A 17,264-nucleotide genomic window follows, 5' to 3' on the forward strand; every position below is an offset into this window, starting at 1 on the left:
CGGCAGGGCTCAGCCGAAGCGCACGCCCTTCGTCTGCGCCCTCAGCCTCGGGTCATGCGATGTCACCAGCACCGGCCGACCCGACAGCGCCTCGTCGCAGCGGTCCAGCGTTTCGCGTTCGAGCCGGTCCATCGCCTCGGCGGTGTAGAAGGTCAGGTGCGGCAGCATCAGGACGTTCGGCAGCCCGAAAAGCGGGCTCATCACGTGGCCGGACCGGCCGAGGGGTTCGGCGGAGAAGACGTCGAGGCCGGCGCCGGCGATGCGGCCCTCGGTCAGGGCGGCGACCAGCGCGGCCTCGTCCACCAGCGCGCCGCGCGAGGTGTTGATGAGGATCGCGGCCGGCTTCATCGCGGCCAGTTCGGCCGCGCCGATGATGTGGCGGGTCGTGTCGTTCAGCGTGCAGTGGAGCGAGACGATATCCGCCTCGGCCAGAAGCGTCGGCAGGTCCGCCTTTTCCACCCCGAGTGCCGCCATCTCCCCGGCGCTCACCCCCGGATCGCAGGCGATCACCCGGGCGCGGAACCCCTGCCCCGCCATCCGCGCGAAGCTGCGGCCGATCTTGCCAAGGCCGACGATCCCCACCGTCTTGCCGGCGATGTCGGCGCCGAGCCAGCGCGGCTCGGGCCAGGCCCAGCCTTCCGCCTGCATCTGCCGGTCCAAAGGCACGATCCGCTTCAGAAGCCCGATCATCAGGGCGAAGGCCCCCTCGGCCACCGTCTCCTCGGCATATTCGGGGATGTTGACGACCGGAATGCCCTTCGCCATCGCCGCCGGAATGTCGATCGCGTCGATGCCGACGCCGTATTTGACGATGGCTTTCAGCCGCGTCGCGGCACCGATCACCCGCGCCGTCACCGGCGTGTAGCACATGAGAAGGAGGTCGGCATCGGCCACCTCCCCCGCCAGCGCCGCCTCGTCCACCCCGTCGGGAAGGAGGACGAGTGCGCCCCTCTTCCTCAGTTCGGCATCGAGGCGGGGCGTCTGGAGTTCCCGGTCGGTTCGGACGATCTTCATGGGCGCATTCCGTGCTAGGATCGCCGCGAGACTGCCCGAAGGGAGGCCGGGATGAAAGAGATCGCCTATTCCGTGCGCGTCACCGGACGGGTGCAGGGCGTCGCCTACCGGGCCTGGGCGCGCGCCGAAGGAATGCGCCTGGGGCTGAGGGGCTGGGTCGGGAACCGCGACGACGGTTCGGTCGAGGCGCTGATCGCCGGGCCGGAACCGCAGGTCGAGGCGATGATCACCGCGATGGGCGAAGGTCCGGGGGCGGCGCGCGTGACCGATGTCTGGACCGAGCCGGCAGAGCCCGGAGAGGTGCCCGCCGGGTTCACGATCCGCCGCTGATCCCGACCAGAGCGGGCGCCGGGTCTTGACGTCTTGCCGCGCGGGGCCGATCTATGCGCCAGCAGATGCGGAGCGGCCCCAGATGAAACTCTCGATCCCCGACATGACCTGCGGCCATTGCAAGGCCGTGGTCGAACGCACGATCATCGACCTCGACAGCAAGGCCGATGTCGTCGTCAATATCGCCGCCCATACCGCCGAGGTCGCCACCACGGCCGCGCCTGAGGCGATCCTGACGGCGCTCAGGGCCGAGGGCTATCCCGCCACGCGGATCGACTGATCCGGCGTGAGCCGACGGAATTGCATTGCGGCGCCGTTCCATGCATACTCCGCGCGAAATCGTGACGCCGGATCCAGCCGGCGCGTGATCGGGCGACGAGGACGACGGGTGAGAACCGCTTTTCTTGCAGCAATGCTGAGTGTCTTTTTCCCGCTCGCGGGCGCTGCCGGACCGATCGATTCCGCCTGCATCCAGTCCAACCGGGCGGCGAACCCGCTCCTGTGTGACTGCATTCAGCGCGTGGCCAACATGACGCTGTCGGGCGCCGACCAGCGGCTCGCGGCGAAGTTCTTCCGCGATCCGGGCAAGGCGCAGGAAGTGCGCCAGTCGGGCCGCAGCAGCCACCAGGCCTTCTGGACCCGCTACACCACCTTCGGCGAAGCCGCCGAGCAGGTCTGTTCGCAATAACCTCTCAGGCGCCCGCCGCCAGCCGGGCGACGAGCGCATCCGCCCCCGCCTCGATCAGGTCGAGCGCCGCGTCGAAGTCGCGCGTATAGTAGGGATCGGGCACTTCCCTCGCCGCAATGCCCGCCACGCCATCGAGAAAGAGCCGGAGCGGGGTCGCGTTGCCTGCGGGGCGGATCGCCTGAAGCGCCGAAAGGTTCGCACGGTCCATCGCGAGGATGAGATCGAAGGCCGCGAAATCCGCCGGACGCGCCTGCCGCGCCCGAAGCGGGGAGAGGTCATAGCCCCGCGCCGCCGCCGCCGCGATCATCGGCGGATAGGGCGGTTTGCCGGCCTCCCAGTCGCTCGTCCCGGCGCTGTCGACGCCGACCGCCAGCCCGGCCGCCCGCGCCCGAACGGCAAAGACCGCCTCGGCGGCGGGAGAGCGGCAGATATTGCCGAGACAGACGAAGAGGATACGCTGCATGGGGCCTCCGGTTTAGAAGGCCATCGCAGAGGGAAGGACCGATGTCAAAACCGATCCGCCAGATCGTCATCCTGACCGGCGCCGGGATCTCGGCCGAAAGCGGGCTCGGCACCTTCCGCGATGTCGGCGGGCTCTGGTCGCGCTACGACTGGCGCGACCTCGCGACGCCCGAAGGGTTCGCCCGCGATCCGGGCTTCGTCCTCGCCTTCTACAACTGGCGGCGCGAACGGGTGCGGGCGGCGCGCCCGAACCCGGCGCATGAGGCCTTGGCACGGTTGCAACGCGACTGGCCGGGCGGGGTGACGCTCATCACCCAGAACGTCGACGATCTTCACGAACAAGCCGGCAGCACCGGTGTCGTCCACATGCACGGCACGCATCTCACCGCGCTCTGCGCCGCCTGCGGCCACCGCTGGCCGGCGCCCGAGGTGATGGCGGCCCCCGACCCCTGCCCCGCCTGCGCCCGGCCCGCGACCCGACCCGACGTGGTCTGGTTCGGCGAGACGCCCTACCACATGGAACGGATCGGCGCGGCCCTCTCCTCCGCCGACCTCTTCGTCTCGATCGGCACCTCTGGCACAGTCTACCCGGCCGCCGGGTTCGCCGCCCTGGCGCGCAAGGCCGGGGCGCGGACGCTGGAATTGAACCTCGAACCCTCCGAAAACGCCGATCTCTTCGACGAGGCCCGCCACGGCCCGGCTTCCACGATCGTTCCCGGCTGGGTGGCCGCCCTTCTCGGCTGACCCCCACCTTCTTCTGTTCGAAAATACTCCGGGGGAATGGCCCGGAACGGGCCATGGGGGCAGCGCCCCCAAACCGCCCGCCGCTCAGCGGAACGCCGGCCCGTGCGCCCAGATCGTCAGCGACCAGCGCGTGCCCTCGGTGACCGGCGTCACCCGGTGGAGCACGAAGCTCGGGAACAGCGTCGCCGCCCCGCGCGCCGTCTCGGCGGCACGCGCATGCGCATCCGGCATCACCTCCAGCACACCGCCGCGGTAGTCGGCCGGATCGGAGAGTTGCACGACCATCGTGAGCTTGCGCCGTGCGGCGGCCGCGCCGGTGCCGATATCGGAATGCCAGTCGAAATGGCCCTCCCGCTCGGCCCCGTAGCGCGCGACCTGGGCGCTTTCGGCGAAATCGCTCAGGGCGAAGTCGAAGGCTTCGCGATTGGCGCGGGCGACGATGGCGATGATCCGCTCCATCACCCAGTCCGCCCCGTCACGCTCATCGAGCCAGGCAAGATCCGAGCGGCGGATATTGTGGTCGGAGGCGTTGCGGACGAGGCCGGCATCGGCCAGCGGCTCGGCCTGAGCGAGCGCGATGATGCGGTCGCAATCGGGGCCGCTGAAAGCGTCGGGCAGGGTATAGGGCGCGAACATCGGAAACCTGAAGCTGCAGGTAGCGCCTCTTGCCGCGCGCCGATGCCGGTTTCCCCCCCGAAAGCGACCGGGTGATCCGATTGCGACATCCTTGGAAATAGGCCCCGGCCACCGCCCCGCCGCGATCAGGGCGCGGCGGCTCAGACGCGAAGTCCCGCGAGCCGGAAGCTGTCCAGCCAGTGCCCGGCATCCTCTGGGCGCGCGCAGAGCTTCGCCTCGCTGCGCGCACAAAGTTCTGGGTCGTAGCCAGGCGGCAATTCCGCGATCACCCGCCGCGCGCCCGCCGGATCGCCAAGCCGTGCAAGGTTCGCCGCCTTGAGAACACCGACATATGCGAACGGCGTGGCGATTGCGTCGAGCGCCTCCTGGCTGCCGCGATAATCGTGCAGCATGTGCCGCACTTCGGCCAGCGCCGAATGGCAGCCGGGCGACAGGCGCGGTTCGAGCGCGATCGCCCGCTCCAGCATCCGCAACCCGTCACGCTTTTCACCGAAGCAGGCGAGGGAAAGCCCGTGGATGACGAGAATCTCGCTGTCATGCGCGCTTTCCAGGGCCGCCGCTTCGGCATAGCGGAGCGCGGCTTCCGGCTCGCCGAGCATGAGATATGTCATCGAGGCGCGCTGGAGGATGAAGGGATCGGTCGAATCTGCCGACAGCGCCAACCCGATCTCGCGGCGCGCATTGGCCAGAAGGTCGGCCTCGCCGATGCCGAACCATTGGCCGAACACGCCGAACGCGTAAAAATAGCCGGCATAGGCACGCGCCCGGGCAAAGCCGGGGTCGAGCGCGACCGCCCGCAGCGCGCATTCGAGGGCGCGGCGCGGTGCGCCGTTGCGCCAGTGCATCCGCGCGCTGAGGAACTGCACATAGGCGTTGCCCGAGGAGGTCGGGTCGCGCCGCCGCTGCCGCGCCGCGGCCTCGTCGAGGTTGAATGCCAGCCGTGCGACCACGGCGGCAACGATCTGATCCTGCACGGAGAAGAGATCGCCCACCGCGCTCGTGAAGCGATCGCCCCAGGCCACGGTTCCGGTCTCGGCATCGATGAGCTGCACCGACACCCGGATCACATCGCCCGCCGTGCGGACACTGCCACAGACGATGAAATCGACGCCAAGGGCCTGCATCGCCTCGTCCCGCGCCCGGCCCGCGCCGCCGTGATAGGAACTGACGCGATGTCCGACCACGGAGAGATGGCGGTAGCGCGCAAGCTCCGTGATGAGATCCTCGGCGAGCCCCTCCGACAACAGCCGTTCGTCGCGCCCCTCCGCGGCATTTTCAAAGGGCAGAACGGCGACGGAAGTCGTGGCGCGGTCCGGCGCATGGGCAGGATCGGGATGGACGGCGCCCGCCGCGTTCGGCTGCGGCCCGATATACTTGTAGCCGCGCCCGTGCACGGTCTGGATCAGCGCGGGACCAAGCGCCTTTCGCAGGGCGGAGACATGGACCTGAAGCGTATTGTCCTCGACCGCCACGCCGGACCAGACCGTGTCCATCAACTCGGTCTTGCTCACCACCTCGCCCGCTTTGCTCAGGAGCGCCGCGAGGATGTCGCATGACCTCTCTCCCAGTTCGACGGCGCCGTCGGGTCCGTCGAGCTGCCTCATGTGACCGCGAAGCAAATAATCGCCAAACCGAATGTCCATGACGCCGCCAGTCTACGGCAAAAAAGGACCGCTGCGAACATATCTGAATCGCGCCTTCAGGAAACTTCAGACTCCGGAAGGAGATCGCCAAGGACTCGCGTCCCGCGCCGCCCCATAGTCGGAACAGGAGGAACACGAGGATGACGGAGATATTCACCACCCCGATCCGCCCTGCAAAACATCCGCCGGCGATTGGCCTGGCTGCGTCCGCGCGCATCTGCCGCGACGGGCTGAAGGCCCTGGTTCGCGCGACCGGAGAAGCGATGCGGCTTCTTGCCGGTGCGATCCAGGACGCCTCCAGGATGGCCTATATCGATCCTTTCGCACTCCGCCGCGACAGCCGGGGCGACGGCGGCCGCCGGAGGTAGACGCGCAGCAACCGGGGCGACTGCCCTCTCCCCCCGGACGGGGGAAGAGGATGGCCTGCGGAGAGCAGGCGTCCCGATAGTCTCAGCGCGCGGAATCCACGGGCACGTCAACCTCGACCGTGCCGGCCTTTTCGAAGGTCAGCGTGAGGTGAACCGTCGCGCCTTCGGCCGGCCGTTCGTTCAGCCCCATGAACATCACGTGGTCACCGCCGCGCTGGAGCATGTGCTGACCATGCGCGGGGATGGGAAAGCCTTCGGGCACGTGGATCATCTGCATCGTGCCGTCGGTCCCGGCCTTGTGGGTATGAAGCTCCACCTTCATGGCGATGTCGGAGGCGACATCGACAAGCTGATCGTCCGCGTCGCCGCTGTTCTCGATCGTCATGAAGGCGGCGCCGGCCTTCGCACCCGGCATGAAGCGGGCATAGGCGTCAGTGACGGTGATCGTGTCGGCGGCCAGTGCCGGCCCGGAGAAGATGGGGAAGAGAGCGGCGACCGCGACGGCGGCCAGCCCGGATTTGAGGTAGGTCATGATCATTTTCCTTTGAGTTCGGTCTGAGTGTCGGGTCAGGCCGGAACCGGGGGACCCCTTGCGCGCAGGGCCGGCGTCGAGCGCGTCGCGCGGGTGACGGCGGCGTCGGGAGCGATCGCCCTGGGGGCCGCTTCCGGACGCGTCAGGTCTGGAAGGGCCAGATCCAGAGCCGCCAGAAGCGCAGGCGCGAGATCGGGGCAAAGATGCGCCTTGCCGGTCGGCTGGCCATTCTCGTCTCGCGTGAACTGGACGAGTCCGCCGCCGGAGCAGAGTACGATCGCCGCGCCACCGGCGCGGGTCTGGCCGCGCGCCGCCGCCGCGACAAGGCTCATCCCGCCGATGGCGATCATCAGCAGGGCAAGAATCGCGGAACGGGCGGACTGCCGGATCATGGTGCCGTCTTACGCCCCGGCATCACTGATGGGAACAGGTCAAAACGAAGCGACCCCGCCGAGGCGGGGCCGTACCGTTTGTCCAAGGCGCGCCGGATCAGGCGGCTTGCGACTTGGCGATGTCCTTCTTGATCTTCAGCGCCTTCGCGGACAGCTCATCGTCCTTCGCCTTGGCGAGGAAGGCGTCGAGCCCGCCGCGATGATCGACCGAGCGCAGCGCGGCGGCCGAGATCTTCAGCTTGAACGACTGGCCGAGCGCATCCGAGATGAGCGTGACATCGTTCAGGTTCGGCAGGAAGCGGCGCCGCGACTTGTTGTTCGCGTGGCTCACGTTGTTGCCCGTCATCGGGCCCTTACCGGTCAGTTCGCAAACGCGCGACATGGGGTTCTTCCTTGTTCTTCGGGCCTCGTGCCCGGCCTCAGGCTAACAGCTATGGGCGCCGCAAAAGCGACGACCCCGAATTCCGTCCGCGCCATGTACGGCCATTGCCGCGCGGCGTCAAGCGATTCATCCCCGATCCGCCAAGGCTTCTGCAATCGTCCTCAAGGCAGGTTTCATCCCCCTGCCCGGCAGGGGGGGCGGTCAGGCCGCGCCTGACGGAAAGGCCCGCGCAAAGGCCCGCTCCCCTTCCGGGGTGAAGGCGATGATACGGGTTCCGGTGAGCCGCCGCGCCCAGCCCTTCGCCTCGATCCCGGCAAGGTAGGCGCGCCCGAGCCGGCCACCGAGATGGCTGCGCCGCGCGCTCCAGTCGAGGCATTCGCGGCAATGCGGCGGCCGGGCGCGGGCAAAGCTCTCTGGCGCGATGCCGAAGCCCGCCGCGAAATCCCAGCCGTCCGGGCTGAGCGTCAACCCCTCTGCCCCGGTCACGAGGTGCCCGCGCGCGATCAGGCTGTCGTACAGCCGCACCCCCATCTCGCCGGCAAGATGATTGTAGCAGACCCGCGCCCTTCTCAGCGCCGGATCGCGCGGCCCCGGCGCGCGTTTCGGTGCCGGCAGGTCGCCCGCGAAGCCCATCAAGGCCTCGATCACGGCGGCGGCAGCCTCCGAGGCAAGGCGGAAATACTTGTGCCGCCCTTCCTTGCGCGGCGCTACAAGCCCGCCGGCCTCAAGCTGCGCCAGATGGCTCGACGCGGTCGGAAGGCCGACGCCGGCCTCGGCGGCGAGTTCGCTCACCGTCAGCGCCTGCCCGCGCATCAGCGCGACGAGGATGCGCGCGCGCGCCGGATCGCCGATCAGCGCGGCCACGCGGGATATGTTCGGGCCTTCAGTCATAGTTCGGTCATAACCGAAGCATGACCGAACATCCATCGGCTATCCATCCCTCATGCCAAAAAAGGGAAGCTCAATGCCGCGATCGAAGCTTGCGCTCATTCGCGCAGGCCCGCAATGTTGCAGCTCTGACGGCGCGCGTGGTCGCGGCGCTCCCGTGACGAACTTGCCCCACAGTGCTTCCTTCCATTCCCGCGAATGGATCGCACCATCAAACCGCGGGATCAAACAGCTAGGTTCCGGGCTCCTGCATCTCGGCAAGGATCCAGTCGCGGAAGACGCGGATGGCGGGCGCGTTGCGGCGGCGTTCGGGATAGACGAGGTACATCGCGTAATCCTCGGTCCAGAGGATGTCGAAGGGCTGGACCAGATCCCCGCGGGCCAGCTCCGCGCGAAAGAGGCGCGGGTTGAGAAGGCAGGCGCCATGCCCGGCGATCGCCGCCTGGGCGGTCAGCGCCTGGGTGCCGAAAAGCGTGCCGCCCCCGGCATGGACGCCCGGCGGTTCGACCCCGGCGGCGCGGAACCACCCCGCCCACCCCTCGTCGGTCTCGTCGATGCGCGGCAGGGCGAGAAGGTCCGCCGGCCGTTCCGGCCGCCCGTGCCGGGCCACGAAGGCCGGTGAGATCATCGGCGCGTAGGTTCCCGGCATCAGGAAATGCGCGGCAAGCCCCGGCCAGACCCCGCGTCCGGCGCGGATCGCCACGGTCGCCTCGCCGCCCAACAGATCGACGGCGCGGCTTTCAACCTCGACCCGCGTGGTGATCGAGGGATGGGCGATCTGAAACGACCCGAGGCGCGGCGCGAGGAATTGCTGCGCCACCGTGGGCAGGACCGAGATGACCAGCGTCTCGTCGCGGGCACGGTTCACGTCCGCGAAGGCTAGGCGCAGGATGTCGAACGCCTCGCCCGCGCGTTCGGCAAGCCGAGCGCCCTCGGCCGTCAGCGTCACGCCGCGTGCCTTGCGGTGGAACAAGGGAAGGCCCGCGCGATCCTCGAGAACCTTGATCTGATAGCTGACCGCCGCCTGCGTCATGCCCAGTTCCGCGCCCGCCGCGGTGAAGCTGCCCTGCCGCGCCGCGGCCTCGAAGGCGCGAATCGCGGAAAGCGGCGGAAGGTTGGATTTGGCGCGTTCGGTCATGACCGTTATTCATAAGCTGTCTTTATGATTGATATCCCGGATTCAATTGGTGTCAAAGCCCTTCTTCGACCAAACTGATAGCCAGAGGATTTCACGAAGGAACAGGGCCATGGCCGAAACGACGCTCCATATGCCCTTAAAATCAACAGGTATCGCCAGGGCAATCCTGAAGAAAGTAGCCGCATGGCGCGAGGCGCGGCGGCTTGACTGGGAATTGCAGGTGGCCGCGCGGCGGTTGGCCGATCTCTCGCCCCACCTTCTCGCAGACATTGGCTTGACTGATGCGTCGGAGGCGCGGCGCTGAGGCTGGACGGGGGCGCGGAACGGAGCATCTGGACTTCGCCCCCGGCCCGTGGGACGCTGTCGCCATGCCCCATGACGACCACGATCACCCGCATTCCCTCCTGCCGCCGGAGCCCGCGCTGCGCGTCAAGGCATTGGAGACGATCCTGACCCGCAAGGGCCTTGTCGATCCCGCCGCGCTCGACGAGATTCTCGACACCTATGAACGCAAGGTCGGCCCCCATCTCGGCGCCGCCGTCGTCGCCCGGGCCTGGAGCGATGCGGCTTACCGCGAACGCCTTCTCGCCGATGCCACGGCGGCGATCGCGGAGTTCGGGATTTCGGGCCGTCAGGGCGAACATGTGGTGGCGGTGGAGAATACGCCCGACACCCACAACATGGTCGTCTGCACGCTCTGCTCCTGCTACCCGTGGCCGCTTTTGGGCATCCCGCCCGCCTGGTACAAATCCGACGCCTACCGCGCCCGCGCGGTGCGCGAGCCCCGGAAGGTCCTGGCCGAATTCGGCGTGACCCTGCCAGAGGCGCAGCGCGTCCGGGTCTGGGATTCGACGGCCGAGGTCCGATACCTCGTGATCCCGATGCGGCCCGAAGGGACCGAGGGGCTCGACGAGGCGGCGCTCGCCGCCCTCGTCACCCGCGATTCCATGATCGGCACCGGCCTTCCGGCGGCCCCGGCATGACGCGCGTCCACGACTTGGGCGGACGCTGGGGCGACGGGCCGGTGACGCCGGAACCGCAGGGCATGGCGCCCTTCGCCGAGGACTGGCACCGCAAGGCCCTCGCGCTGACGCTGGCGGCGGGCGGGCTTGGCCAATGGTCGATCGACACGTCACGCCATGCCCGCGAATGCCTCTCACCGAAGGACTATGCGCGGTTCTCCTATTACGAGAAATGGATCGCCGCCCTGGCCGACCTTCTCGTCGCCGGGGATCTGGTCACGCGGGAGGAGCTGGCGGAGGGAAGCGCAGGTCCGTCCGCCGCGCATCCGAAGCTTTTCCGCGCCGACGCCGTGAGCCCGGCGCTGGCCAAGGGCTCACCCTATTCCCGGCCCGGCCCAGTCCCCGCCTTCGCCCCGGGCGACCGCGTGCGGACGCGCCTGCCCGCGCGAAACATCCATGTTCCGGGCGGGCATACCCGACTGCCCGCCTATGCCGCCGGCCAGACCGGCACGGTGATGCTCCTCCACGGCGCCCATGTCCTGCCCGACACCAATGCCCACGGCCTCGGCGAACGGCCCGAACCGCTCTACACCGTCGCCTTTTCCGCAGCCGACCTCTGGGGCGTGGCCGAGATGGACGGCGACGAGGTCACGCTCGACCTCTGGCAAAGCTATCTGGAACCGGCATGACGGCACCGGCGCCGCCCCGTTTCGACGAACCCTGGCAGGCGCAGCTTTTCGCCCTGACCGTGGCGCTGAGCGAGGCGGGCCACTTTTCCTGGCCCGATTGGGCTCAAGCCTTCGGTGCGACGCTGAAGCGACACGGCGCCGACCGTGCGCTCGATGGCGAGGCAGATTACTACGCGGCATGGTTGGAGACGCTGGAGGCATTGCTCGACACGGGCGGTTTCGCGGGGCGGGAAGAGGCCGGCAGGATTCGCGCGGCGTGGGAGGAGGCCTACCTCACCACCCCGCACGGCGCGCCGGTGCGGCTTCGCAGCGCCTGAGGCCGGCGCGTCAGCCCTCGATCCGGAACACCTTGTCGCGCGCGGTATCGCCCCGGATCAGCACCAGCCGTGACTTCGCGACCCCAAGCGCCTTGGCCAGAAGCTTGACCACGGCCGCATTGGCCTTGCCGCCCTCGGGCACCACCGTGACATAGACGCGGATCGCCCCGTCCTCGACCACGATGGCGTTGCGCGAGGCTTTCGGCGTCACCCGCACGGAAATCTCGGTGCCTGGTTGGGCAAGATGGCTGAGATCGCTCATCCCTCCTCCTACTCCGGCATCCGGGCCGGTGCCAGAGCGGTGCCGCCTTGCGCCGGGCCTGCGAATGCGCAAGATCGGCGCCACCTTCAAGGAGACTGCGATGACCGAGCCGAACCTAGCCGCGATGGACTTCTTCCTTGCCCGCCGCTCGCGGCCGGCCAAGATCCTGCGCCCGCCGGTTCCTTCCGAGGACGCATTGCGCCCGATCCTGACGGCGGCGGCCCGGGTGCCCGATCACGGCAAGCTCGAACCCTGGCGATTCCTCGTCCTCGAAAAGCCCGCGCTGACGCGCCTTGCCGGCCTTGCCCGGACAAGGGGGGTCGCGCTCGGCCTCGACCCGGACCGGGTCGAGAAAGGCGTGCTTCAGTTCAGCGACGCCGACCTTGTCGTCGCCGTCGTCATGGTGCCGCGCCCGACCGACAAGGTGCCCGAGATCGAACAGCTCCTGTCCGCCGGCGCCGTCTGCCTGACGCTTCTCAACGCCGCTCTCGCCTCGGGTTGGGGCGCCTCGTGGCTGACCGGCTGGGCGGCGCACGACCCGGAGTTTTGCGCGGCCGGGCTCGGCCTTCACGCGAGCGAGCGGATCGCCGGGCTGATCCATATCGGGACCGAGACCGCGACGCCGCCCGACCGGCCACGCCCGGATCTCGATGCGATCACCACCTGGGTCCGGGAATGATCTTCGGGGATTTCCTGAAGGCGCTCGGCCAGCTCTCCGATCGCCGCTTCCTCAAGGTCGTGGTCCTTGGCGTCGCGCTGTCGCTCGCGCTGCTCTTCGCCGCCTATGCGGGCTTCGTGCAGATCATCGCCTGGCTCACGCCCGAGACGCTCTCGCTGCCCTGGGTGGGAGAGATCACTTGGGTGCACGACCTCCTCGGCTGGACCTCTCTCCTCCTGATGATCGGACTTTCGGTGTTCCTGATGGTCCCGGTCGCGTCCGCCTTCACGGGTCTTTTCCTCGACGAGGTGGCGGGCGCGGTGGAGGACCGTCACTACCCCGCCCTTCCCCCCGCGCCCCGGCAGAAGATCCTCGACGCGGTGATCGACAGCGTGAACTTCTTCGGCGTGATCGTCGCGGTGAACGTGGTGGCGCTCATCCTCTATGCCTTCGTCGGACCGCTCGCGCCCTTGATGCTCTGGGCGGTGAACGGCTACCTGCTCGGGCGGGAGTATTTCCAGATGGCGGCGATGCGCCGGCTCGGGCGGAACGGCGCGCGCGACCTGCGCAAGCGCCATGGCGGGCAGATCTGGGTCGCCGGCATGCTGATGGCTGCGCCCCTGTCGCTGCCGCTCGTCAACCTCGTGATTCCTGTCCTCGGGGCCGCGACCTTCACCCACATGTTCCACCGGCTCAATGGGGACGGCGCTCTTTGAGCGCTCAGATGATAGTCGGTACCCGCAAGCGCAACGACAACGCGAGGCCCGATGAGGCCTCGCGTCAGGAGATGTCAGGTCAGTGGAATCAGGCCGCGCGCGACAGGAGGACGTCGTCCACCTTCTTCTGCGCGCCCGCCTCGTCGGTGCCGGAGACGGCGGCCACTTCGCGGGTCAGACGTTCCAGCGCGGCTTCGTAAAGCTGACGCTCCGAATAGGACTGCTCGCGCTGGTCGTCGGTGCGGTGGAGGTCGCGCACGACCTCGGCGATCGCCATCAGGTCGCCGGAATTGATCTTCTGCTCATATTCCTGGGCCCGACGCGACCACATCGCGCGCTTGACCTTGGCCTTGCCCTTCAGCGTTTCGAGCGCCTTGGTCACCAGATCCGGCGAGGACAGCTGGCGCATGCCGATCTCTGTCGCCTTGTGCGTGGGCACGCGCAGGGTCATCTTGTCCTTCTCGAACGAGATGACGAAAAGCTCAAGCTTCAGCCCGGCGATTTCCTGCTCCTCGACCGCCATGATCTTGCCGACGCCATGCGCCGGATAGACGACGAAATCGTTCGGCCGAAAATCGGTCTTCTTCGTTTTGCTCATAAATGCTTCCTCGCAGAGACACTACCGTCATGGCGAAAAAAGAACCCGGGGGTCTCACAACCTCCGTTCAGCGATCCCGTTTTCGCCTACTTACCCCTTTAGCTGCCGAGCGGGACAGCTTGACGGACAGTTATCCTCATCCATTTGTGTCGTTTGTATAACAGAAAATCGGTCTGTTATAAAGGGCTGCGACGAACAGTCGCCGCGATTCGGCTCAATCAGCGGTGCGGAAAGCGCTTCGCACCACGAGATTTTTGGCTTGCGGCGGCATGCCAGGCGATTCGCACCGGTGCAAATCGAATCAGTCGCCCTCGCCGGGCGTCTCGGAGAAATACTTGTCGAGCTTGCCGGTCTCGCCGTCGCGGGCCTCGGCCTCCGGCAGCGGATCCTTGCGCTGGGTGATGACCGGCCACATCTCCGAATATTTCCGGTTGAATTCCACCCATTTCTCGAGATCGGGCTCGGTATCGGGGCGGATCGCATCGGCCGGGCATTCCGGCTCGCAAACGCCGCAGTCGATGCATTCGTCGGGATGGATGACCAGCATGTTCTCGCCCTCGTAGAAGCAGTCCACCGGGCAGACTTCGACGCAGTCGGTGTATTTGCAGGCGATGCAGTTGTCGGTGACGACATAGGTCATGGGCGGGATCCGGCGTTTCGGTTTCGCAAGACACCTAGCGGCAAGGCGGGCATCATTCAAGACGCCCGGACGGGAAAGACCGTCGAACCGGCCGGGGCGCGCGCCGGTGGAACGTCAGTCCTCCGCCCCTGCTCCGGGCGGAACGGCATCGCCCGGCGGCGGATCGAGATCGGCATAAAGCGTCTGGGCCTCGGTCGCGGGACCGCGTCGCGTCCCGCAGGCGAGGATGCGGACGACACGCACCCGGGCGGCCTGGCGGAAAGTCAGGACGTCGCCGGGCCCGACCGCGCGGCCGGGCTTGGCGATCCGGTCGCCGTTGAGGCGCAGATGACCGGACGAGACGACCTCGGCGGCAAGGCCGCGGGTCTTGAAGAACCGCGCCTGCCAAAGCCATTTGTCGATGCGGATGCGGTCCTCGGCCAAGCCCGCCTCAGATCTTGTCCCGAAGCCCCATCAGCGCGGCGGCGAAGGGGTTGTCGGGGTCGATCCGGTCCTTCTTCGGCGGGCGCGTCTCGAAAGTGCGGCCGCCGCCCTGCTCCTCGCGCTTGCCCTTGCCGCCGGGCTTGCCGCCGGGTTTGCCCTTGTGGGGCTTGCCGCCTCGGTCGCCGCGCGGCTTGCCCTCGCGCTTCTCGCCGCCGCCGTCGCGCGGGGCCCCGCCGGGGCGCTTGCCGCGCTCGGGACGGTCGCCACGCGGCGCGCGCGGACGCGGCGCCCAGGTAAAGGTGTAGAAGACCTCGGTTTCGGTCACGGTTTGCAGCGCCGCTTCCTCTTCGGTGATCGGATTGGCGGTCTTGCCCTCTTCCGTCGGCTGCGCGACGGGTTCGGAACGGACCTTCTCGCGCTCGCCCGGCTCGCCCTTATAGCCGAGACCGGCCATCAGGTCGGCGAACTGCTCCAGCGTCATGCCGGTGATCGAAAGCATGTCGGGATTGGCCTCGAAGCCCGCCCGGCTGTCCATCGTGCGCAGGATGTCGGCGAGGCGCTCCAGCATGTCGATGCGGATCGCCCGGGCGCCGGCCGGGTGATAGCCCGAGAGCGTATAATAGCCCTTCGGCACATCGGGGATGTTCGGCACGGTCACGAGACCCGGCGGCGGGCTTTCGGGGAATTCGTCGAGCCCTTCGAAAAGCGACCAGAGCACCAGACGGAGCCGCGTCGGCGCGGGCTTCAGCAGGAGCGGCTGGAAGATCGTGTACTGGCCGAACCGCACGCCATGCTTCCTGAGCGCGCCGCGCATGTCCTGGTCGAGCGCCTTGACCTCGTCCGCCACGCCTTCGCGCGGCAGGACGCCCAGAGCCTCCACCAGCCGGAAGGCGAAGCCGCGGGCAAGACCGGTGAGCGTTTCGTCGCGCTGAAGGTTCAGAAGCGGCTCAAAGAGCGTCGCGACCTTGCGGTCGATGAAATGCTGGAGCCGGCGGCGGACCTTTTCGGCCACGTCGAACCCGGCCTCCTCGTCGACGAAGGCCTCGACCTGCGGCTTCATCACGTCGGCGCCCTTCACGAGCTTGCCCATGGCGGAGCTGCCCCACATCAGCCCGCCCTGCTCGGTGAAGTCGAGCTCGGTATCGGGCGCGTTGTAGAAGCGGTCCGCACGCAAGTGGAATTCGGGGCGCAGCGCCTCATAGGCCGCCTGTTTCAGCGTCTTCGCCTCGTCGGGCGTGGCCGATCCGTCCTGATGGAAGCGGAATCCTTCGAGACGGCCGACGAATTCGCCCTCGACCGTCACTTCGCCCTTGTCGTTCACCTCGGCCACGAGGCCCTCCTTCTGCTTGAGCCGGCGAAGGAGGACACTCGTCCGCCGGTCCACAAATCTCTGCGTCAGCGCACCGTGCAGCGCATCCGACAGGCGGTCTTCTACAGCGCGCGTCTCGTCGCGCCAATGGCTTTCGTCCTGAACCCAGCCCGAACGCTGCGCGACATAGGTCCATGTGCGGATATACGCCAGCCGTTTCGACAATGTGTCGATATCGCCTTCGGTGCGGTCGATCCGGCGAATTTGCGCCGCCAGCCAGTCGTCGGGGACGTGTCCTTCCTGCAGGAACCCGAAGATCCGCTGGAGGAGGTTCGCATGTTCCTGGGCCGAGATGCCCTGGAAATCGGGGATGCGACAGACATCCCAGAGAAGCCGCAGGTCGCGCGAATGGCGGGCGCGGTCGCGGATCGCCGGCAGGTCGGCCAGCGTCTTCAGCGCGCGCAGGTCGTCCGCCTCGCGGCCCCGCATCAGCCATTCGTCCTGCGGCGACACTTCGAGCGAGGCGACGAGCCGGTCGACCGTGCCGAAATCCAGCGCGGAGGAGCGCCAGTTGAGCCGCTGGATCGGGCTGAAGCGGTGGTTCTCGATGCACTCGATGACTTCCGGCGCGAGGGGCGCCGCCTCGCCCGTCACCCCGAACGTGCCGGGCGCCATGTGCCGCCCGGCGCGGCCGGCAATCTGGGCCAGTTCATGCGGGAAGAGGCTGCGCATCCGCCAACCGTCGAACTTTGCGGTCGCGGAAAACCCGACATGGCCGATATCGAGGTTGAGGCCCATGCCGATGGCGTCGGTTGCGACGAGGTAGTCGACCTCGCCATTCTGGTACATCGCCACCTGCGCATTGCGGGTGCGGGGGGAAAGCGCGCCCATCACAACCGCCGCACCGCCCTTCTGGCGGCGGATGAGCTCGGCAATCGCATAGACGTTTTCAACCGAAAACCCGACGATGGCGCTGCGGGCGGGCATCCGGCTTATCTTTTTCGAACCTGAATAGGTCAGCGTCGAAAACCGCTCCCGCCGCAGGAACTGCACCTTCGGCACCAGCGCCGCGATCGCGCCGCGCATCGTGTCGGAGCCGAGGAACAGGGTCTCCATGAGGCCGCGCGCGTTCAGGAGACGGTCGGTGAAGACATGGCCGCGCTCGGGGTCCGCGCAGAGCTGGATCTCGTCCACGGCAAGGAAATCGGCGCCGATATCGGTGGGCATCGCTTCGACCGTGCAGACCCAGTACTGGGCGCGGGCACCGACGATACGCTCCTCTCCGGTGACGAGCGCGGCGACGGCGGGCCCGCGCGCGGCAACGATCCGGTCGTAGACCTCGCGCGCGAGGAGCCGGAGCGGCAGGCCGATCACGCCCGTGCGGTGCGCGAGCATGCGTTCGATCGCGTAATGTGTCTTGCCTGTGTTCGTCGGTCCGAGGACCGCGGTGATCCTCGTCTCCGCCGCCATGAG

At 68.0% G+C, this 17,264-nt stretch carries 25 protein-coding genes; 11 read left to right on the plus strand and 14 right to left on the minus strand.

Annotated elements, in window-relative coordinates; genetic code table 11:
• Window positions 1–9 precede the first annotated feature (9 nt).
• The gene (locus tag V5734_RS15765; protein ID WP_347310588.1) at window positions 10–1,014 is read right to left on the minus strand and encodes a C-terminal binding protein; all 1,005 of its coding nucleotides are present in this window, start codon (window positions 1,012–1,014) and stop codon (window positions 10–12) included.
• Between the two features lie 51 nt (window positions 1,015–1,065).
• Between V5734_RS15765 and V5734_RS15770 the strand changes: the two genes are divergently transcribed.
• From V5734_RS15770 to V5734_RS15780, 3 genes are all read left to right on the plus strand, one after another.
• Window positions 1,066–1,344 carry an acylphosphatase gene (locus V5734_RS15770; protein WP_347310589.1) on the plus strand — a complete coding sequence of 93 codons (279 nt, stop codon included), beginning with the start codon at window positions 1,066–1,068 and terminating at the stop codon, window positions 1,342–1,344.
• Between the two features lie 82 nt (window positions 1,345–1,426).
• Complete coding sequence (locus V5734_RS15775) at window positions 1,427–1,624, plus strand: heavy-metal-associated domain-containing protein (RefSeq protein ID WP_347310590.1); 198 nt, start codon at window positions 1,427–1,429, stop codon at window positions 1,622–1,624.
• A gap of 108 nt (window positions 1,625–1,732) precedes the next feature.
• A complete protein-coding gene (locus tag V5734_RS15780) occupies window positions 1,733–2,032 on the plus strand; it encodes a hypothetical protein (protein ID WP_432759632.1) in 300 nt (99 codons plus the stop codon).
• A 4-nt stretch (window positions 2,033–2,036) separates the two neighbouring features.
• Here V5734_RS15780 and V5734_RS15785 read toward each other — a convergent pair whose 3' ends face one another.
• Window positions 2,037–2,495 carry a low molecular weight protein-tyrosine-phosphatase gene (locus V5734_RS15785; RefSeq protein WP_347310591.1) on the minus strand — a complete coding sequence of 153 codons (459 nt, stop codon included), beginning with the start codon at window positions 2,493–2,495 and terminating at the stop codon, window positions 2,037–2,039.
• 53 nt (window positions 2,496–2,548) lie between these two features.
• Between V5734_RS15785 and V5734_RS15790 the strand changes: the two genes are divergently transcribed.
• A complete protein-coding gene (locus V5734_RS15790) occupies window positions 2,549–3,238 on the plus strand; it encodes an NAD-dependent deacylase (RefSeq protein WP_432759687.1) in 690 nt (229 codons plus the stop codon).
• An 84-nt stretch (window positions 3,239–3,322) separates the two neighbouring features.
• Here the strand turns inward: V5734_RS15790 and V5734_RS15795 are convergent, their stop codons facing one another.
• Together V5734_RS15795 and V5734_RS15800 are read right to left on the minus strand one after the other, a co-directional pair.
• The gene (locus V5734_RS15795; RefSeq protein WP_347310593.1) at window positions 3,323–3,874 is read right to left on the minus strand and encodes a 2OG-Fe(II) oxygenase; all 552 of its coding nucleotides are present in this window, start codon (window positions 3,872–3,874) and stop codon (window positions 3,323–3,325) included.
• Window positions 3,875–4,014: 140 nt separating this feature from the next.
• Window positions 4,015–5,517: a winged helix-turn-helix domain-containing protein gene (locus tag V5734_RS15800; protein ID WP_347310594.1), complete on the minus strand. Its 1,503-nt coding sequence runs from the start codon at window positions 5,515–5,517 to the stop codon at window positions 4,015–4,017.
• Window positions 5,518–5,657: 140 nt separating this feature from the next.
• On the opposite strand from V5734_RS15800, the gene V5734_RS15805 reads away from it, so the two are divergent.
• Complete coding sequence (locus tag V5734_RS15805) at window positions 5,658–5,885, plus strand: hypothetical protein (RefSeq protein WP_347310595.1); 228 nt, start codon at window positions 5,658–5,660, stop codon at window positions 5,883–5,885.
• 82 nt (window positions 5,886–5,967) lie between these two features.
• Here V5734_RS15805 and V5734_RS15810 read toward each other — a convergent pair whose 3' ends face one another.
• The 5 genes from V5734_RS15810 to V5734_RS15830 form a co-directional block, all read right to left on the minus strand.
• Window positions 5,968–6,417 carry a copper chaperone PCu(A)C gene (locus V5734_RS15810; protein WP_347310596.1) on the minus strand — a complete coding sequence of 150 codons (450 nt, stop codon included), beginning with the start codon at window positions 6,415–6,417 and terminating at the stop codon, window positions 5,968–5,970.
• Between the two features lie 35 nt (window positions 6,418–6,452).
• Window positions 6,453–6,809 (minus strand): DUF2946 family protein, encoded by a 357-nt coding sequence (locus V5734_RS15815; protein ID WP_347310597.1) that lies wholly within the window; start codon window positions 6,807–6,809, stop codon window positions 6,453–6,455.
• 97 nt (window positions 6,810–6,906) lie between these two features.
• Complete coding sequence (rpmB, locus tag V5734_RS15820; RefSeq protein WP_347310598.1) at window positions 6,907–7,191, minus strand: 50S ribosomal protein L28; 285 nt, start codon at window positions 7,189–7,191, stop codon at window positions 6,907–6,909.
• 201 nt (window positions 7,192–7,392) lie between these two features.
• Window positions 7,393–8,082 (minus strand): ArsR/SmtB family transcription factor, encoded by a 690-nt coding sequence (locus V5734_RS15825; RefSeq protein WP_347310599.1) that lies wholly within the window; start codon window positions 8,080–8,082, stop codon window positions 7,393–7,395.
• Window positions 8,083–8,311: 229 nt separating this feature from the next.
• The gene (locus V5734_RS15830) at window positions 8,312–9,217 is read right to left on the minus strand and encodes a LysR substrate-binding domain-containing protein (RefSeq protein ID WP_347310600.1); all 906 of its coding nucleotides are present in this window, start codon (window positions 9,215–9,217) and stop codon (window positions 8,312–8,314) included.
• 109 nt (window positions 9,218–9,326) lie between these two features.
• Between V5734_RS15830 and V5734_RS15835 the strand changes: the two genes are divergently transcribed.
• The 4 genes from V5734_RS15835 (at window position 9,327) to V5734_RS15850 (ending at window position 11,185) form a co-directional block, all read left to right on the plus strand.
• Window positions 9,327–9,521: a DUF1127 domain-containing protein gene (locus V5734_RS15835; RefSeq protein ID WP_347310601.1), complete on the plus strand. Its 195-nt coding sequence runs from the start codon at window positions 9,327–9,329 to the stop codon at window positions 9,519–9,521.
• A gap of 64 nt (window positions 9,522–9,585) precedes the next feature.
• Entirely contained in the window at window positions 9,586–10,200 is a 615-nt protein-coding gene (nthA, locus tag V5734_RS15840; RefSeq protein WP_347310602.1) for a nitrile hydratase subunit alpha, read from the plus strand.
• Window positions 10,197–10,868, plus strand: a complete 672-nt coding sequence (gene nthB / locus V5734_RS15845) for a nitrile hydratase subunit beta (protein ID WP_347310603.1) — start codon at window positions 10,197–10,199, stop codon at window positions 10,866–10,868. Before nthA ends, nthB begins: the two co-directional genes overlap by 4 nt.
• Complete coding sequence (locus V5734_RS15850; RefSeq protein WP_347310604.1) at window positions 10,865–11,185, plus strand: nitrile hydratase accessory protein; 321 nt, start codon at window positions 10,865–10,867, stop codon at window positions 11,183–11,185. The genes nthB and V5734_RS15850 overlap by 4 nt, the downstream gene beginning before the upstream one ends.
• A gap of 10 nt (window positions 11,186–11,195) precedes the next feature.
• On the opposite strand, the gene V5734_RS15855 is transcribed toward V5734_RS15850, so the two are convergent.
• On the minus strand, window positions 11,196–11,447 hold the full coding sequence (locus V5734_RS15855) for a DUF167 domain-containing protein (RefSeq protein WP_347310605.1): 252 nt from the start codon (window positions 11,445–11,447) through the stop codon (window positions 11,196–11,198).
• Window positions 11,448–11,547: 100 nt separating this feature from the next.
• On the opposite strand from V5734_RS15855, the gene V5734_RS15860 reads away from it, so the two are divergent.
• Both V5734_RS15860 and V5734_RS15865 read left to right on the plus strand, forming a co-directional pair.
• Window positions 11,548–12,126, plus strand: coding sequence for a nitroreductase family protein (locus V5734_RS15860; protein WP_347310606.1), 579 nt, complete (start codon window positions 11,548–11,550; stop codon window positions 12,124–12,126).
• Window positions 12,126–12,821 carry an EI24 domain-containing protein gene (locus V5734_RS15865; RefSeq protein WP_347313648.1) on the plus strand — a complete coding sequence of 232 codons (696 nt, stop codon included), beginning with the start codon at window positions 12,126–12,128 and terminating at the stop codon, window positions 12,819–12,821. The genes V5734_RS15860 and V5734_RS15865 overlap by 1 nt, the downstream gene beginning before the upstream one ends.
• An 88-nt stretch (window positions 12,822–12,909) precedes the next feature.
• Here the strand turns inward: V5734_RS15865 and V5734_RS15870 are convergent, their stop codons facing one another.
• From V5734_RS15870 to V5734_RS15885, 4 genes are all read right to left on the minus strand, one after another.
• Window positions 12,910–13,419: a CarD family transcriptional regulator gene (locus tag V5734_RS15870; RefSeq protein WP_347310607.1), complete on the minus strand. Its 510-nt coding sequence runs from the start codon at window positions 13,417–13,419 to the stop codon at window positions 12,910–12,912.
• A 301-nt stretch (window positions 13,420–13,720) separates the two neighbouring features.
• Window positions 13,721–14,059 (minus strand): ferredoxin FdxA, encoded by a 339-nt coding sequence (fdxA, locus tag V5734_RS15875; RefSeq protein WP_347310608.1) that lies wholly within the window; start codon window positions 14,057–14,059, stop codon window positions 13,721–13,723.
• Between the two features lie 114 nt (window positions 14,060–14,173).
• A complete protein-coding gene (locus tag V5734_RS15880) occupies window positions 14,174–14,482 on the minus strand; it encodes an RNA-binding S4 domain-containing protein (RefSeq protein ID WP_347310609.1) in 309 nt (102 codons plus the stop codon).
• A 7-nt stretch (window positions 14,483–14,489) separates the two neighbouring features.
• A complete protein-coding gene (locus V5734_RS15885) occupies window positions 14,490–17,261 on the minus strand; it encodes a helicase-related protein (protein WP_347310610.1) in 2,772 nt (923 codons plus the stop codon).
• Window positions 17,262–17,264 lie beyond the last annotated feature (3 nt).

Source organism: Defluviimonas sp. SAOS-178_SWC (assembly GCF_039830135.1).
Classification (GTDB): domain Bacteria; phylum Pseudomonadota; class Alphaproteobacteria; order Rhodobacterales; family Rhodobacteraceae; genus Albidovulum.